This is a genomic window from Pasteurella bettyae CCUG 2042 (assembly GCF_000262245.1).
GTDB classification, from domain to species: Bacteria; Pseudomonadota; Gammaproteobacteria; order Enterobacterales; family Pasteurellaceae; genus Basfia; species Basfia bettyae.
Map to the genome: position 1 here is coordinate 31208 of NZ_AJSX01000036.1, position 17815 is coordinate 49022.

General features: G+C 39.1%; 16 protein-coding genes and 1 pseudogene. 5 read left to right on the forward strand and 12 right to left on the reverse strand.

The window, feature by feature from the left end; genetic code table 11:
* Nucleotides 1-30: 30 nt before the first annotated feature.
* From mobB to HMPREF1052_RS07760, 3 genes are all read left to right on the forward strand, one after another.
* Nucleotides 31-549, forward strand: coding sequence for a molybdopterin-guanine dinucleotide biosynthesis protein MobB (gene mobB / locus HMPREF1052_RS07750; RefSeq protein ID WP_005761173.1), 519 nt, complete (start codon nucleotides 31-33; stop codon nucleotides 547-549).
* Between the two features lie 9 nt (nucleotides 550-558).
* On the forward strand, nucleotides 559-1947 hold the full coding sequence (locus HMPREF1052_RS07755) for a DHA2 family efflux MFS transporter permease subunit (protein WP_005761117.1): 1389 nt from the start codon (nucleotides 559-561) through the stop codon (nucleotides 1945-1947).
* Nucleotides 1948-2038: 91 nt separating this feature from the next.
* Nucleotides 2039-3637, forward strand: a complete 1599-nt coding sequence (locus HMPREF1052_RS07760) for an ABC transporter substrate-binding protein (protein WP_005761097.1) — start codon at nucleotides 2039-2041, stop codon at nucleotides 3635-3637.
* A gap of 219 nt (nucleotides 3638-3856) precedes the next feature.
* On the opposite strand, the gene proS is transcribed toward HMPREF1052_RS07760, so the two are convergent.
* The 4 genes from proS to lptM form a co-directional block, all read right to left on the reverse strand.
* Nucleotides 3857-5572, reverse strand: a complete 1716-nt coding sequence (gene proS / locus HMPREF1052_RS07765) for a proline--tRNA ligase (RefSeq protein ID WP_005761176.1) — start codon at nucleotides 5570-5572, stop codon at nucleotides 3857-3859.
* A gap of 169 nt (nucleotides 5573-5741) precedes the next feature.
* Complete coding sequence (locus HMPREF1052_RS07770; RefSeq protein WP_005761114.1) at nucleotides 5742-6359, reverse strand: glutathione S-transferase family protein; 618 nt, start codon at nucleotides 6357-6359, stop codon at nucleotides 5742-5744.
* An 18-nt stretch (nucleotides 6360-6377) separates the two neighbouring features.
* Nucleotides 6378-7628: a diaminopimelate decarboxylase gene (gene lysA / locus HMPREF1052_RS07775; protein ID WP_005761165.1), complete on the reverse strand. Its 1251-nt coding sequence runs from the start codon at nucleotides 7626-7628 to the stop codon at nucleotides 6378-6380.
* Nucleotides 7629-7651: 23 nt separating this feature from the next.
* Nucleotides 7652-7774 (reverse strand): LPS translocon maturation chaperone LptM, encoded by a 123-nt coding sequence (gene lptM, locus HMPREF1052_RS11525; protein ID WP_005761168.1) that lies wholly within the window; start codon nucleotides 7772-7774, stop codon nucleotides 7652-7654.
* Between the two features lie 97 nt (nucleotides 7775-7871).
* Between lptM and cyaY the strand changes: the two genes are divergently transcribed.
* Nucleotides 7872-8180, forward strand: a complete 309-nt coding sequence (gene cyaY, locus HMPREF1052_RS07780) for an iron donor protein CyaY (RefSeq protein ID WP_005761144.1) — start codon at nucleotides 7872-7874, stop codon at nucleotides 8178-8180.
* Nucleotides 8180-10072, forward strand: coding sequence for a DNA helicase RecQ (gene recQ, locus HMPREF1052_RS07785; protein WP_005761147.1), 1893 nt, complete (start codon nucleotides 8180-8182; stop codon nucleotides 10070-10072). The genes cyaY and recQ overlap by 1 nt, the downstream gene beginning before the upstream one ends.
* On the opposite strand, the gene HMPREF1052_RS07790 is transcribed toward recQ, so the two are convergent.
* The 8 genes and pseudogenes from HMPREF1052_RS07790 to HMPREF1052_RS07810 form a co-directional block, all read right to left on the reverse strand.
* Nucleotides 10061-10309: an MBL fold metallo-hydrolase gene (locus HMPREF1052_RS07790; protein ID WP_005761115.1), complete on the reverse strand. Its 249-nt coding sequence runs from the start codon at nucleotides 10307-10309 to the stop codon at nucleotides 10061-10063. The genes recQ and HMPREF1052_RS07790 overlap by 12 nt on opposite strands.
* 215 nt (nucleotides 10310-10524) lie before the next feature.
* Nucleotides 10525-11385: a LysR family transcriptional regulator gene (locus HMPREF1052_RS07795; protein ID WP_005761180.1), complete on the reverse strand. Its 861-nt coding sequence runs from the start codon at nucleotides 11383-11385 to the stop codon at nucleotides 10525-10527.
* 8 nt (nucleotides 11386-11393) lie between these two features.
* Nucleotides 11394-12806 carry a type I restriction enzyme subunit R domain-containing protein gene (locus tag HMPREF1052_RS11665; RefSeq protein WP_407946246.1) on the reverse strand — a complete coding sequence of 471 codons (1413 nt, stop codon included), beginning with the start codon at nucleotides 12804-12806 and terminating at the stop codon, nucleotides 11394-11396.
* Nucleotides 12807-13007: 201 nt separating this feature from the next.
* Nucleotides 13008-13811 (reverse strand): annotated as a pseudogene (locus HMPREF1052_RS11670) (DEAD/DEAH box helicase family protein); the annotation flags it as partial.
* 21 nt (nucleotides 13812-13832) lie between these two features.
* The gene (locus HMPREF1052_RS11385; protein WP_005761184.1) at nucleotides 13833-14594 is read right to left on the reverse strand and encodes a type I restriction endonuclease; all 762 of its coding nucleotides are present in this window, start codon (nucleotides 14592-14594) and stop codon (nucleotides 13833-13835) included.
* Between the two features lie 17 nt (nucleotides 14595-14611).
* Nucleotides 14612-15472 (reverse strand): restriction endonuclease subunit S, encoded by an 861-nt coding sequence (locus HMPREF1052_RS07805; RefSeq protein ID WP_196793379.1) that lies wholly within the window; start codon nucleotides 15470-15472, stop codon nucleotides 14612-14614.
* Nucleotides 15473-15501: 29 nt separating this feature from the next.
* On the reverse strand, nucleotides 15502-15864 hold the full coding sequence (locus HMPREF1052_RS11390) for a transcriptional regulator family protein (RefSeq protein ID WP_005761185.1): 363 nt from the start codon (nucleotides 15862-15864) through the stop codon (nucleotides 15502-15504).
* Nucleotides 15865-15875: 11 nt separating this feature from the next.
* Nucleotides 15876-17591, reverse strand: coding sequence for an HsdM family class I SAM-dependent methyltransferase (locus tag HMPREF1052_RS07810; protein WP_196793380.1), 1716 nt, complete (start codon nucleotides 17589-17591; stop codon nucleotides 15876-15878).
* Nucleotides 17592-17815: the final 224 nt, after the last annotated feature.

The window sequence follows — 17815 nt, forward strand, 5'->3', positions numbered from 1 at the left end:
ATCTGCAATATTTTGGATGAGATAAACCTTATGAATACACCTATTCCGATGTTGGGTATTACTGGCTACAGTGGTAGTGGCAAAACTACTTTATTAGAAAAATTAATCCCTCAATTAATTACCTTGGGAATTCGAGTGGCTGTGATTAAACATACTCATCATAACGTACAAACGGACAAACCAGGTAAAGATAGCTGGCGTATGAAAGAAGCTGGCGCCAATCAAGTGATAATCACCTGCGATGAACGTTGGGCAATAATGACCGAAACGCCACAACAGCCTGCTACGCTGGATTATTTAGCAAAACAATTTGACCCTGCCCAACTAGACTTAATACTGGTTGAAGGCTTTAAACAGGAGCCTATAGCAAAGATTCTATTGCATCGTCAAAATATGGAAAAGCCTTTACCTAGCTTAGATGAATATGTTATTGCAACAGCAACAGACTACCCTTTGCACACATTCGTTCCTCATTTAGATATTAATAATATTGTTCAAATTGCTCAGTTTATTCAAACCTGGCAGCTTCAACAGTGCGGTCAGATTTAGGTAAATTTTATGAAGCAAGATGTTGATTATCGTCCCTTAGCTTGGATTGCGGCCAGTGCTTTATTTATGCAAGCTTTGGATGGTACGATTTTAAATACCGCGTTACCTGCAATTGCTACAGATCTTAATGAATCACCTTTAGCAATGCAGTTAGCGATTATTAGCTACGCCTTAACCGTTGCCCTGTTTATTCCTATTAGTGGTTGGGTGGCAGATAAATATGGTACGTTAAATGTTTTTCGTGTTGCAGTAATTACTTTTGCACTAGGCTCTCTTGCTTGTGCTTTTTCTGAATCATTAAATCAATTAGTTGCTTCTCGGGTACTCCAAGGCTTCGGAGGTTCTTTAATGATGCCAGTTGCACGACTAACCATTATTCGTGCAGTTCCCAAAAAACAACTTTTATCAGCTTGGAATATGATGGCTACTGCGGGGTTAATGGGACCTATTTTAGGGCCAATTCTCGGTGGTTGGATTGTTACTTATACTACTTGGCATTGGATCTTCTTGATTAATATCCCAGTGAGTCTAATTGGCATTTTTCTTGCGACTAAATTTATGCCAAATATTACAGGTCAATTACGTAAATTAGACTGGAATGGTTTTTGGTTATTTGGTGGCGGCTTAGTCGGTATTACACTAGGATTAGATCTAGTGACAGAAGTCTTTGTTGCAAAATGGCAAGCAATAGCAATTATTCTAGGCGGTGTGATTTTATTAATTTGCTATATTTCCTATGCGAAAAAACATGTTGATCAAGCTTTAGTTCCATTAGATTTATTTAAAGTACGCACTTTTCGAGTTGGTATGAGTGCCAATTTATTAATTCGTCTTTGTGCCTCTGGTATCCCATTTTTATTACCTCTTATGTATCAAGTCGCATTTAATTTTAGTGCTGATAAGGCGGGTATGTTAATTACCCCTATTGCAATGAGTTCAGTGCTGGCGAAACCCATTAGTATAAAATTGCTTAATCGTTTTGGTTATAAATATGTTCTTATTGGCACAGCAATGGTGATGACCTGTACTATTTTTGCGATGTCTCTTTTACATGCCGATAGCGCGTGGTGGATATTGATCCTAAATGTTGCCCTGTATGGCGCATGTATTTCGATTATTTACTCTTCAATCAATACCCTAACCGTAGGCGATTTAGAGGATAAGCAAGCAAGTGCAGGATCAACCATGCTAAGTGTGGTACAGCAAGTGGGTATCGGTATTGGTATTGCCGTATCTACTTTAATTCTCAGTGTTTATCGTTATTTTTTGGGTGATAATATCGAGCAGTTACAACGGGCATTTAGCTACACTTATATGAGTTCAGCGATATTTGGTGTTCTCCTTGTTTTAGTACTTTTACGCTTGCATCAAGATGATGGTGCTCATTTACATAAATAACAGTTATAACTAATAAGATTAGATTATTTTGTTTACACCAAGTTTTGTTATATTTTAACCTTACTTATTCCCGTTAACCTAGGATTTAAATATGCAATTAACTACTAAATTTATTCTTGCTGCATTTACCTTATCAGCAACAACCTTGGTTCAAGCAGAAACTACGTTTATCAACTGTACGAGTCGTGCACCAATGAGTTTTAGTCCAGTTTTAGTGATGGATGGTATCTCTTATAATGCTAGTTCACAGCAAGTGTATAATCGTTTAGTGGAATTTAAACGTGGTAGTGTTGATATTGAGCCAGGCTTAGCTGAAAGCTGGGAAATTAGCGAAGATGGTTTGAGCTATACTTTCCATTTAAGAAAAGGTGTGAAATTCCATTCCAATAAACTTTTTACACCAAGCCGAGAATTTAATGCAGATGATGTTTTATTTTCATTCCAACGTCAATTAGATAAACAACATCCATATCATAATGTTTCAAACGCCACCTATCCGTATTTCAATTCTATGAAATTCCCTGAATTATTAAAATCTGTGGAAAAAGTGGATGATAATACGGTACGAGTTAACTTAACCCATAAAGATGCTACTTTCTTAGCAAGTTTAGGTATGGATTTCTTATCTATTTATTCTGCAGAATATGCAGATAAAATGTTAAAAGCAAACCAACCTGAAACCATTGATAAAGAACCTATTGGTACAGGTCCATTCATCTTTGCTGGCTATCAAGTGGATAAATCAGTACGTTTTATTGCCAATCCAGATTATTGGAAAGGAAAACCAAGCTTAGATCGTTTGGTGTTTAGTATCACTCCTGATGCAACAACTCGCTATGCAAAATTACAAACAGGCGCCTGTGATTTAGCAGAGTTTCCAAATGTAGCGGATTTAGAACGAATGAAAGCAGATAAACGGATTCAAATGCCATCTCAAGAGGGTTTGAATGTGGCTTATATCGCTTTCAATACAGAAAAAGCACCTTTTAATAATGTAAAAGTACGCCAAGCATTAAACTATGCTGTAGATAAAAAAACTATCTTAAATGCGGTTTATCAAAGTGCTGGTGTATCTGCGAAAAATCCATTACCGCCAACAATCTGGAGCTATAACGATAGCATAGAAGAATATCCATACAACCCAGAAAAAGCCAAACAATTATTAGCTGAAGCAGGTTTTCCTAATGGTTTTGAAACAGAATTATGGGTACAGCCTGTAGTGCGCAACTCAAATCCGAACCCACGTCGTATGTCTGAATTAGTACAAAGTGATTGGGAAAAAGTCGGGGTGAAAGCAAAATTAGTAACTTATGAATGGGGTGACTATATTAAACGTGCCAAAGCTGGTGAATTAACAGCAGGTACCTTTGGCTGGTCAGGAGATAATGGCGATCCCGATAATTTCTTAAACCCATTATTAGGTAGCTCAAATATTGGTAATAGTAATTATGCACGTTGGAAAAATGCTGATTTTGACGCTTTATTAGCAAAAGCCATTGGCTTAACAGATAAAGCACAACGTGCGGAATTATATAAACAAGCTCAAGTCATCGTGCATGAGCAAGCACCTTGGATTCCAATGGCTCACGCAGTAACTTATGCCCCATTAAGTGCTCGTGTACGTGACTTTAAACAAAGCCCATTTGGTTATAGTGCCTTCTATGGTGTGAGTGTAGAAGAAAATAAATAATTATGTTTCTATGCAAACCATTCTGTGCTTTTATTATCCATTTATATTAGGCACAGAAGTGACTAAATTAACAAACTGCGGTTAGTTTTTTAAAAATTATTAAGGGGAAATATGATATTTCCCTTTCATTTTTATAAATTCTATAGATAACTAAGTGTCTATTGATGAGCAAGTAAAAAGGCAGATATTAATATCTGCCTTTTCTTATGGATAAAAGTATTAAGCGTTAATTTGCTCTTTTAAGAAAGCTAACAATTGTTCTTTAGCGATCATTTGCTTTTCGCCTGTGCGACGATTTTTATACTCGATTTCGCCATTTGCCAGGTTTTTCTCACCAATAACAAGCATATGTGGCACACCGATTAATTCCATATCCGCAAACATTACACCAGGGCGTTCTTTACGATCATCAAAAATCACTTCGACACCTTGGTTGTTTAAGCTGTTATAAAGTTCTTCAACATAAGCTTGAACACTTTCAGATTTATGCATATTCATTGGCACAATTGCCACAGTAAATGGTGCAATAGCATCACTTGGCCAAATAATACCACGTTCATCATGATGTTGTTCGATTGCAGATGCCACCACTCGTGTTACACCAATACCATAACATCCCATGGTCATCACCAATGGTTTGCCGTCTTCACCTTGAACAGTCGCTCCCATTGCTTCAGAATATTTCTTACCCAATTGGAAGATGTGTCCCACTTCAATGCCACGCTTAATTAATAATGTTCCTTTACCATCTGGGCTTGGATCGCCTTCTACCACATTACGTAAATCAGCTACTTTAGGTAATGCCACATCACGCTCCCAGTTAATATTGAAATAATGTTTACCATCAATATTTGCACCCGCAGCAAAATCATTCATCACGGCCACTGAACGGTCAATAATCACTGGAATATTCAAGTTCACAGGGCCCAATGAGCCAACTCCCGCACCAACTTTCGCTTTAATATCCGCTTCATCAGCAAATTCAAATGGTGATGCCACTTCAGGTAATTTTTCTGCTTTGATTTCATTGAGCTCATGATCACCACGAATCACTAATGCTACTAATGGCTGTTCTTCTGTTGCACCTTTTACAATTAAGGTTTTCACTGTTTTCTCAATTGATAAATTAAATTGTGCTACTAATTCTGCAATAGTTTTCGCATTTGGGGTATCGACTAATTGCATTTCTGCCATTGGTGCTTGGCGTTCACCTACAGCGATCGCTTCTGCTAATTCAATATTCGCTGCATAATCAGATTCTGTTGAGAACACCACATCATCTTCACCACTTGAAGCTAATACTTGGAACTCATGTGATGCTGAACCACCAATAGAGCCTGTATCTGCTTGTACTGCACGGAAATCTAAACCTAAACGAGTAAAAATATTACTATAAGTTTGGTACATCACATCATAGGTTTCTTGTAATGATTCTTTAGTTGTGTGGAAAGAATAAGCATCTTTCATAATAAATTCACGTGAACGCATTACACCAAAACGAGGGCGCACTTCATCACGGAATTTTGTTTGAATTTGATATAGATTTAATGGAAGTTGTTTGTATGAACTCACTTCACGACGGACTAAATCCGTAATCACTTCTTCATGAGTCGGTCCTAATACAAAATCACGGTTACCACGATCGTTAAAACGCAATAATTCAGGGCCATACTGTTCCCAACGACCAGATTCTTGCCATAACTCGGCAGGTTGAACCACTGGCATTAATACTTCAATAGCTCCACTTTTATTCATTTCTTCACGAATAATATTTTTTACTTTTTCTAATACACGAATACCCGTAGGTAGCCAGTTATATAAACCTGAAGCCATTGGGCGAATCATCCCCGCCCGTAACATTAATTGATGGCTAACCACTTGAGCATCATTTGGGGTCTCTTTTAAAGTTGAGAAAAGGTATTTGCTTGTACGCATTATGATTATTCCTAGTAAATATATTTTTTGAATAGAAAAATTGGCGATAGTGTACCATTTTCAGGTATGTTGGAGAATGGGAATGTAACAAATAAATCCAATTAGAAGCTAAAGTGCGGTAACAATTTTAAAAATTATTACCGCACTTTCACCTTTCATAAATGTCAAATTAAGCGCTTAAACCTTGTTTAACTAATACCGTTTTCACCCCAACATCTGCGGCTACACGTTGATAGAAAGGTTCGAGATTTTTGAATTGGCTATAATCTAAACCTAAAGCTTTACACCAACGCAATTCAACATATAAGTATACATCGGCTACGGAGATTTGTTCACCAAAGAAAATGTGGCTTTCCAAATGATCATTAGCAATACTTAACATACGAAGAATATTCTCAGCAGCCGCTTTACGGATTTGTTTGCTTAACTCTTCATTACCTTCAGCATAAGCGGGTAAACGAAATAAAGGAGCAAAGGCTTTATGTAAGTCTGCATTGAAAAAAGCTAACCAACGCATTTGTTTTGCTTTATCTTGTGCGGTCTTACTACCAAAAATTTTGGTTTCTGGCGATAAATCATTTAAGTAAGTTAAGATAGCTATATTTTGTGAAAGTGCTAAATCACCATCAACTAATAAAGGGACTTGACCTAAAGGGTTTAATTTTAAATATTCTGCGGATTTAATTTCTTCACGAGTGACAGCAACTGCTTCATAATCTTCACCAATCCATTCTAAAGCGGTATGTGGAACAATTGAACAAGCACCGGGTAAATAATAAAGTTTCATAAAGTTCTCCTGTATGATTTATGCCAATAGGGCTTCTAAAGCCCATAGTTCTTTATGATCAGCACGGCGACGAATTAAATGCGCTTGATTGCCATCCACCATCACTTCCGCCGTTAATGGTCGAGAATTATAAGTAGAAGACATACTTGCCCCATAAGCACCTGCTGAACGTTGTACAAGGTAATCACCTTGAGCAATGGCTAATTGGCGTTGTTTGCCTAAAAAATCTGAAGTTTCACAAATTGGACCAACCACATCATAAACCTGAGATTCACGCGTTAAAGTGCGGTCAGCTTCAATAATATTCATATAAGCTTCATATAAGGCTGGACGAATCATATCGTTCATACCGGCATCAACAATCGCAAAATTACGGGTTTCATTTGTTTTTAGATATTCCACTTTAGTGACTAAAATCCCCGCATTTGCACTAATGGCACGGCCTGGCTCAAGAATAATTTCTAAATTTTCATAATGTTTGAGTTTTTCCAGTAACGCTTTAGCATAATCCGTTGGGTGAGGAGGCGTCTCATTAGTATAAGTCACCCCTAAACCACCACCTAAGTCTAAATGCTCAAGGATAATGCCATCTTGAGTTAATTGTTCGATTAAAATCATCAGACGATCTACCGCATCTAAAAACGGTTGGATTTCTGTTAATTGCGAACCAATATGGCAATCCATACCTGTTACTTTAATATGAGGTAATTTAGTGGCTAAATGATAAACTTCACGTGCTTTATCCACACTTATACCAAATTTATTTTCTTTTAACCCAGTAGAGATATAAGGGTGAGTATGAGCATCCACATCAGGATTTATCCGCAATGAAATGGGAGCAATCTTGCCTAATTGACCAGCAATCTCATTAATTCGATATAATTCAGCCTGACTTTCTACATTGAAACAACGAATGCCTAATTCTAATGCACGGGCAATTTCTTTAGCATTCTTAGCCACACCAGAGAATACCACTTTATGTGGATCGCCACCTGCAACCATAACACGCTCGAGTTCACCTTGCGAAACAATATCAAAACCCGCACCTAATTTTGCCATCACTTGTAAAATGGCAATATTAGGATTAGATTTCACTGCAAAACAAACTAAATGCGGATGTTCACCAAAGGCACTATCAAAAGCCTTCCAATGGCACTCAAGCGTGGCTCGAGAATAAATATAAAGCGGTGTGCCAAATTGTTCTGCAAGCTCAGTGACTGCTAAATCTTCGGCAAATAATTTATTGTTTTTATATTGGAAAAAATCCATATGTTGTGTCCTGCTTGCTATTTTTATGGCTGTTCTGTGTGTTTTTGCGGTGTTTGTTCAGGATAATACAGAGGGCCTTTAACGCCACAGCCCATCATAGCAGTACAAAGTGCGGTCAAAATAACCAGAGAAATAAATTTTTTCATGTTGATTTCCTAACTGATGAAAATTTACATTCATTCTATCTTTAAAGACAGAAAATATCTATAATTCTGCTCTCAAACTAAAAAATAAGGCAATTTTATGAATGTAGCAGAATTTCACGAAAATATTGACCAAATCTGGAACAGTATTGAAGAGCAATTAGAACAACAAGATATTGATGTGGATTGCGAACGTCAGGGTGCAGTATTTAATATTACCTTTAACGATGGCAATCAAATCGTCATCAATAAACAAGAAGCGATGTTAGAACTTTGGTTAGCTAGTCGTTTAGGCGGTTTGCACTTTGCTTACCGTGATGGTGACTGGCTCAACCATGACAATCTACGTTTTTGGGATTGTTTAGCTCAAGCAATGGCATTTTATGGCGAACCAGTGAGCTTCGCTTAATGACTGATGTTGTAGTCAATGAAGTTACTCAAAGTGCGGTGAAAATTTCAAAAAATTTGACCGCACTTGAAGTGCTGCGTTCCGTCTTTGGTTATCAATCCTTTCGTAAAGGTCAAGAAGAAGTGATTGAAGCGGCCTTAACTGGTCGTGATAGCTTAGTCGTCATGGCAACGGGGAACGGCAAATCCCTCTGCTATCAAATCCCTGCTTTATGTTTTGAGGGGCTAACTTTAGTCATTTCACCACTGATTTCTTTAATGAAAGATCAAGTGGATCAGTTACTCACTAATGGTATCTCCGCAGATTTTCTAAATAGTACTCAGTCTTTTGAACAACAACAAAAGGTGCAAAATAAAGCCATTTCGGGAGAACTGAAATTGCTTTATCTTTCACCTGAAAAAGTGATGACTAACAGTTTTTTTCAGTTCATCTCTTTATGTAATGTCAGCTTTATTGCCATTGATGAAGCCCATTGTATCTCACAATGGGGGCATGATTTTCGTCCTGAATATACCCAATTAGGTGGTCTCAAAAGCTGTTTTCCCAACGCGCCTGTAATGGCATTAACAGCTACAGCAGACCGCACTACACGGCAAGATATTCTACAAAATTTGCATTTAAATGAACCGCACTTATACGTAGGAAGCTTTGATCGCCCGAATATCCGCTATACCCTAGTGGAAAAATTCAAGCCCATGGATCAGCTCTGTAATTTTGTCGTGGCACAAAAAGGCAAAAGTGGTATTGTTTATTGTAATAGCCGTAGCAAAGTAGAACGCATTGCTGAAGCCTTAAAGAAAAAGGGCGTGTCTGCAGCAGGCTATCATGCAGGCATGGAACCGCAACAACGTGATGCCGTGCAACAAGCTTTCCAGCGAGATAATATTCAAGTAGTCGTAGCAACTATCGCTTTTGGCATGGGAATTAATAAATCTAACGTGCGTTTTGTCGCTCACTTTGATTTATCTCGTAGCATTGAAGCTTATTATCAAGAAACTGGACGTGCAGGACGTGATGATTTGCCTGCTGAAGCCGTATTATTTTACGAACCTGCCGATTATGCCTGGCTACATAAAATGTTGTTAGAAGAGCCCGAAGGTCCACAACGAGAAATCAAACAACATAAGTTAGAAGCTATTGGTGAATTTGCAGAAAGCCAAACTTGTCGCCGTTTAGTATTACTGAATTATTTCGGTGAAAATCGTCAAAAACCTTGTCAAAACTGTGATATTTGTCTCGATCCACCAAAAAAATATGATGGTTTATTAGATGCACAGAAAATTCTTTCTACGATTTACCGCACTGGGCAATGTTTTGGTACACAATATGTGATTGGCGTAATGCGTGGATTACAAAATCAGAAGATCAAAGAAAATCAACATGATCAACTGTCGGTATATGGTATTGGTAAAGATAAAAGTAAAGAATATTGGCAGTCAGTGATTCGCCAATTAATTCATCTTGGCTTAGTACAACAAATACTCAATGACTTTGGAATGGGAAGCCGATTGCAACTTACTGAAAGTGCGAGACCTGTGTTACGAGGTGAAGTTCCCTTACAATTAGCCATGCCGAGACTATCCTCAGTTACCATGGCTCAAACACCGCAGAAAAATGCCATTATCTACTATGATAAGGATTTATTTGCTCGTTTACGTTTCTTACGTAAACAAATTGCTGATAAAGAAAATATTCCGCCTTATATCGTGTTTAATGATGCAACATTACAAGAAATGGCATTACATAAACCAACAACTCGAGTGGAAATGCTACAAATTAATGGTGTTGGCGCAACCAAATTAGAACGCTACGGGCAAGCATTTATGGCAATTATCAAAGAACATAAATCCTTAGCTAAAGTCAGCAAAAATCCTTTGGAATTACATGCTTAAGCTCTCGCCCCGGTGATCCAAATACATGTGGGTTAAAAGCACCGCATCAATGCCAGCATCAATCTGATCCACGCTTTCAGGCAACGCAATCATTGGGTTGCGTAAATACCTGTTCACCGTACCCGGGAAGCCATCAAAGCTCTCTTTTTCCGCTAAAAACGGATCTTCTAAAAAAGTCACGCCTGCGTAGGTAATTTTTGCGGTAGCATTGCGAAGGTATTGGTATTGTAACGTCATAATCTTTCCTTAATTTGCAAAATTTTGTTGAAAATAGACCGCTTGTTGCGATGGCGGCTATTATGGGCAAAAGTGCGGTCAGGAAAAATTGACTTTTAGGGCAATTAACGAAAGAATTGGGTCAAGTTGATTGTTGGTCGGAAAATCGGCGTTTGGCAACATTTCCTAAAAATCTGACCGCTTGCATTCCTTTTTAGCTCACTCTCTCAACGAATTCAACACCATTTCAAACGCCCAAGAATGGTATTTTCGGCTGGGATAATAGGCAAAAACGGCTCATATTCATCGGCAAATTCGCCCAAAATTTCAATCAATTCGCCTGATTGTAATTCATTTTCCACTTGCGAGCGGGCGACAAAACCAATTCCCAAATGATTTTTAATGGCGGTTAAAGGATTGATATTTAATGTAATTTGCGATTTTGGCAAATATTCAACTAATTGACCATTTACCTTAAAATCCCAAGAAATCGGCGATTTATCCAAGCCCAAACGAATGTTAATCAACTGATGATTTTCCAACTCATTGATATTTTTAGGAATATTTTTATTTTGCAAATATTGGGGCGTGGCAACCAAAGCGGTTTTGACAGGCTTGGGAATCCGCACTGCTACCATATCATCGACAACCGCATCGCCAAATCGCACGCCCATATCAAAGCCTTGTTCCACAATATCCACAAAACTATTGTCGCTGTGAATTTCCAATGAAATCAAAGGATAATCCATCAAAAGTGCAGTCAATTTTGGCAAAATGACCGTATCAATAGCCAACTGACTGGCGTTAATGCGAACCGTGCCAACGATATTCTCTTGATTTTCCGCCAATTTTTGCAAACCCAAACCAATCGCCGAATACGCCCCCACAATGTCATTGTACAGCGTCAAGCCTTCGGGTGTGGGCGATACGCTCCGAGTGGTGCGGTTTAATAATCTGATATTTAAGCGTTTTTCCAAATTAGTAATGCTTTGTGATAAGGCGAATTTGGACACGCCCAATTTATCGCTCGCCTTGGTAAAACTGCCATTCTCAACAATGGTAATAAATAAATGTAAGTCATCAAAATGGGTTATCATTATTCACATTAAAGGCTATCCCCATTTTTCAACAAACGATACAACACCATCAACACCGTATTCAACGACTGTTTGTCTTTTTGCAATAACAATGTCGCTAATTTCTCGTGTGATGACAAGGCTTGAATGATTGCTTTTGTGGTTGCTTCGGGTAATTTGCCTTGCAAAGCGATTTCTTCGGGATTGTTTTCAATCTGTGCCATTAACACATCATCTTTTGCCAATATCGTCATCAAATGATTGATGAATTGCTTTTGGTCATCTGTGCTAGTTACATCGCCAAATGCTGATGACAACATTTTGATGATTTCAGACAAATAATCTTTTTTATCAGCCGATTCTTGATTACCACTGCTGCCTGAAATCGGTCGCAAGGTTTCTTTGTCGTCTGTGAGTTCAGAATTATCAGTCTCATTTTGACGAATGGCGTAACCTGTCAAAATCAAGCCTGACACATCAATTTCATCTTTGCCAATATTGTCCAAGCGTTTGGCAAGCAATTTACAAAATGCCGCAAAATTTTCCAATTCTGGGTCGCCCAAATCCAAAAGCTGGGCAATGTAGTGATACACACGGCTGAATTTTGCCAAATTGCTTTTGAATTTCAATAAATTTTTTAAGGCAATATCGGTTTGTTTTCGGTGTTCTTCAACTTGGTTTTTGCCGTGTTCATCGCCTTTTTGATTAGCGGATTCAAACGCATTTTCCCATTGAAGCAATTCATTTTGTAATTGGTGCAATCGGTGATTAAACCGCTCCATAGCTGGCGTGGTTGCTGCAAACAATGCCTGATGTTGTTTTTCATCATTGCGATTATTGGCAAGCATTTTGGCGGTGGCAAATTTGGCTTGTTTGAACTGTGCCAAATCCGAATCATCATAAATGCCTAATTTATCCAAATCATCTTTAATATCATAAATCACTTGTGGGTCTTGGATTTCGGTAATTTCTGCACCGCTATCGTATTTGGCAAAACAGGCTTTAATCCAGCTTGGGTCATTGACAAAATCCACTACAAAAGTGGTGTCTTTGCCTTTGCTTGTGCGGTTCAGGCGTGAAAGCGTTTGTACGACTTCCACTTCATTGGCAATTTTTTTGTCCAAATACATCGCACACAATTTGGGTTGGTCAAACCCCGTTTGAAATTTATTGGCAACCACCATCAAGCGGTATTCAGGTTCATCAAACACTTTACGCAAATCGCCTTTTGGATTCATTGAACTTTCGGTAAATTCAGCGTCATCGGCAAAATCAAATATATCGCCAAATTTGGTATCATCGGCGTGTTTGATTTGACTGCCATTCAGGCTGCCTGAAAACGCCACCAACACACGATAATCTTGATATTGCTGTTGTTTTAAATATTTCTCAAACGCCAATTTATACCGCACCGCCGCAGGGCGAGAACTGGTAACCACCATTGCTTTGGCTTGACCGTTGAGCAAATGGGCAACATTGTGATGAAAATGTGCCAAGATAAATTGCACTTTTTGGGTAACATTGGTGGCGTGCAGATTTTGCCATTTGGCGAGCGTGCGTTTGGCATCTTTGACATTCACTCGCTTGCCGTCATTGAGATTTTCACCGCCCAGTTGATAAGCAGTTTGATAGCTGATATAGCCTTTTAACACATCTAAAATAAAGCCCTCTTCAATGGCTTGTCGCATCGTATATTTGTGGAACGATTGTGGCACTTCGTCATTGTCGGTGGCTCGCCCAAATAGGGTAAAAGTGGAATGTTTGGGCGTGGCAGTAAAAGCAAAATGGCTGATGTTTTTGGGTCTCACTCTGGATTGCTGGATTTTTGCCAACAATTCTTCTACCGTCAAATTTGCCATTTCTTCGGCGGATTCCATTGCCAAAGTCGCTTGCAATTTGGACGCTGTTGAACCAGTTTGCGAATTGTGGGCTTCGTCAATGATAATGGCGTATTTTTGGTTGGATAATGATTTGGTGGTCAAAATCGCTTCCATTACAAACGGAAAAGTCTGGATTGTTACCACAATAATCGGTTTATTTTCCAATAAAGCGTCTTTTAACTGCTGGCTTTTGGATTTGCCACTGTTTTCTTTGTCGTCTCGGTTAATGGTGGCAATAAAACCTTTTTGATGTTCAAGTTAGCTGACGGCTTCTTGTAATTGTGCGTCCAACACCGTGCGGTCGGTTACGATAATCACGCCGTGAAAATACGGCTCGCCATCATCATAACGCAAACGTGTCAAGCCGTGAGCCGTCCAAGCAATCGTTGATGTTTTTCCGCTGCCTGCACTGTGTTCGCACAAATAATTCATTCCTGCCCCATTGGCTTTGGCATCGGCAAGCATTTTGGTAACCGCATCAAACTGATGATAGCGTGGAAAAATCAACCGCTCTTGGGTTTTAAATTGCCCCAACAAATCGCCTTCGGTTTTGCGTTCCACAAACACAAAACGATGAAAAATCGCCAGCTAATTATCCTTTTGGCAAATCTGTTCCCAAAAATAAGCGGTCGGATAGCCGTCTTTGCTTGGCGGATTGCCTTTGTGTCCGTTATTGCCTTGATTAAACGGCAAAAAGAACGTATCCGCCCCTTTGAGTTCCGTTGTCATCATGATTTCGCTTTCGGTCATCGCAAAATGCACAATCGCCCCACGCTTGACACTCAACAACGGCTCGGCACGCTTGGCAACTTTATCAAAAGGCAAACGGTCGTTTTTGTATTGATTGATGGCATCTTCCAATTTTTGGGTAAATTCGCTTTTTAATTCAACGGTTGCCACCGCCAAGCCATTGATAAAAAACACCAAATCAATGCGGTTTTGCTCATTGTGGTTATACACCAATTCTGGCACGACACGCAGGCGGTTTTGGGCGTATTTGGCGATAACCGTTTGATTGCGTTGGTCTTCGGGCATTGGGGCTTTAAATTCAACCATGCCAGCCCCTGCAATCTGAAAACCGTCTCGCAACACTTTCAGGCAGCCGTGTTTGTTTAGGGCTTTATCCAATTCGGATAAGATTTTTTGTTCGGCATTGTTTTTGTAAGTGCGGTTTAATTTTTCCCAACTTTCGGCTTGGGTGTTTTGAATAAAACCAATCACATCAGCAGGATACACGCCAAATTTTTGATTGTATTCACTGCTTTTGCCAACCAGCCAGCCTTGTTTTTCAAGCTCGCTGATAATGCGGTTTTGGAATTGTTTTTCTTGGTGGGAAGTGTCGTTAAACATTTTGGATTTTCCTTTTTTCAGGCTGCCTGAACATCAATTTTTCCCGTAACCGCCGCCGAAATTAGCGAAGCACGGTATTGTGTTAAGCGGTCAATTAAGCGATTTTGCTCGGCAATTAGGGCATCAATTTGAGCAGTTTGTTTTTCAATATAAGCCACAATTTCATTTTGTTCGGATAATGGGGGAATGGCGATATATAAATTTGATAAATCAGATGAATTTATCGCAGGATAACTCAATCCTTTTGAATAAAAAGTTACTTGATTTGTAAAACTATCACTTTTCAAACAATTTGTTAAATATCTGCTGTTAATATTGCCTTTTGATGATACAACTGCAAATCCAGTTGAAAAAATACAATCTTTAAATTCATCAGTAACTGTTGCAATAGCTTTTAAATAAGTTCTTACTGTTGAAACCACTATATCGCCTGTTTTTGCCATTCGTCTTGCACGAGATGGAGCTTCGCCAAAAATAAATTTTTCTACTTTTTCAATGCCTTTTTCAAGTGAAACACTACCAATATCAACATATTGAATGACAGCATTTTTATCTGTATTTTCAGGTAAAGTTTGTAAATTTATATTAGAAACATATTTCAACCGCTTAATTTCCCAATGGCTCGGCACATCGCCCAACCATTCCACACCGCTCTTTTTCATTGTGGCGTTGGGATTGATACCACTGGTTACGGCGTGGCTAATCACCGCTTTTCGCTGTTCGGCAAGCAATTCAATTAAGCGGTTTTGCTCGGCAATCAGCGTATCAATACGGGCGGTTTGGCGGTCAAGATAATCGACGATTTTTTGTTGTTCGGTTTCACTGGGGATAAATAAAACAAGGCGGTTTAATTCTTCCATTTTCAATGATTGTCGCATTCCATCGCCCATTGAATAAAATACTTTCATCAAATCATAAGCACGGAATAAATAATTGAAATGTAAGCCGATGTAATAATGCCACGAAATTTTGAAATTGCACTTCGTAAACTGCGTTTATCATTTTGTAAATCGGTAAAGCGAAAAATAATATCGTTAGGATTAACAATTTGATAAGTTTCAAAATTTTCAGGCACTAAACCTTTGGCATTTTCAATATTTTTTTCAATGATATTGCCATAACTCAATGATAATAAATTATTTTCAATCATTCCTTTATTTTTGATTTTGTTTTCGGTAAAAATTTGCCCAAATTTAACCGCTTTCCAATGACTTGGCACATCGCCCAACCATTCCACACCGCTTGGTTTGTATTCTGCATACGCTTTCATTATTTTCCCCTTTACTTGCCAAATTCAGCCAGCATTGCCGATACTTTTGCCGACAGCGTTTGAATTTCCGCCAATACTTCGCTTGGGTGGCGTGGCTGTTCAAATTGGTAAAAATAGCGGTTGAAATTGATTTCATAGCCCACTTTGCCCAATTTTCCGTCTTGTTCGTCCGTTTCTTTGGGGTCAATTTGAGCATCGGGGGCGTGGGGCAACACTTCACGGGCAAAATAATCTTGCACCGATTCGGTGAGCGGCACACGCTCGTAATCCGATAAATCGTTGTCGTATTGCGGCTCAAAGTCAATCACAACGATTTCGCCGTTTTCGTCTTTTTCGCCAAAATGGGCAATCAACGATTTTTTAAGTGCTTTGGACAATTTGGCAAGCGGTGATTTTTCCAGCACTTTTTGCACAAATTCGCTGTATTTCAGGCTGCCTGAAAGCGTGTTTAAATGATTGATAAATAAAGTTTGTTGTTCATCGTTTAATTTTTTGAAGTCTTTGTTTTCGGTAAATTGGGCGATTTTGGTTTCATCAATGGTCATCACATAACGCAGGGGGCGTATGGTTTTGATACGGCGATAACCAAATTCTTGATAATCAAAGATTTTGCTAATCGGCGTTTCGGCAAAATCGGCGTAAATGCGTGTGATTTGGTCAATGTTTTCTTGGGAAATGTATTTGGATTTTTTACCTTCATTTTTTCGCATTGATGATGCCATATTGCTGGCGTCAATCAGTTGGACTTTGTTTTTGCGGTGGGTGGGTTTGCGGTTGGAAATCAGCCAAACATAAGTGCCAATGCCCGTACGGAAAAATATGTTGGTTGGTAAAGCGACAATCGCTTCTAAATAGTCGTTTTCTAGGATAAATCGGCGAATTTCACTTGGACCAGATGCTGCCTCACCATTAAACAAGGGAGAACCTGATAATACAATCGCTCCACGCCCACCGCCATTTTCGGGCAATTCCAATTTAGCGATTAAGTTTTGTAAAAACAACATCGCTCCATCGTCAATACTGGGCAAACCTGCGTTAAAGCGACCTTTTTTGGAATCGTGTTCGGCTTGCACGGCTTTGGCGTCTTTTTCCCATTTTTTGCCAAAGGGCGGATTGGAACATTGATAATGAAAGCGTCTGCCCATAAATTGGTCATCAGACAGCGTGCTACCGAGTTTGATATTGGCGGACAAATCACGCTCCGCCGAGCCTTTTAACAGCATACTGCCCACCGCCACTGCGTAGGTTTCAGGCTGCAACTCTTGCCCAAAGGGAATGAAAGTGGGGGCGATTTTGCCTTGTTCGGCATAGCCTGCCACATAGTTCATCATATCGGTTAAAAATCCAGCCGTACCGCAAGTTTGGTCATACAGCGTACGGATTAAGCCTTTTTCGCCTGCAAACAAATCATCATCAGGGGCTAATAACAGCGTGGCGGACAAATGGACAATGTCGCGTGGGGTCATAAAATCTTCCGCCCCTGTGCCGACTTCTGAACCAAATTTGGCGATTAAATGTTCATAAACATTGCTCATTGTGCGGTCGGAAACGGCGTTGGGGTGCAAATCGGTGCTGGCAAAATTTTGGCAGATTTTGAGCAGTAAATTGGCTTCGTCCAATTTTTTGATGACGGTGTAAAAATCAAATTTTTCAAAAATTTGGCGGACATTTTCCGAGAAAAAGGTCAAATAATCTTCCAGATTTGCCCGAGTTTGCGTACCGCCCAAATTGCCCAAATGGTAGCTAGATGTTAAACCCGAGCGAGATAACCATCACGAAAAAACGAGATAAATCACTTTTACAAAACTTTCATATATTGAAACGTTATTACACAAAAAAGGGCTTTTACTATAAGGAGAGTAAAAGCCCTTTTCGCTTTTTAGCGTCTTTAGTGACGTTTTCCAATTAGTAGAAAACCTTTTATGAAGGTGCAAGCAAACAACTAATTGAA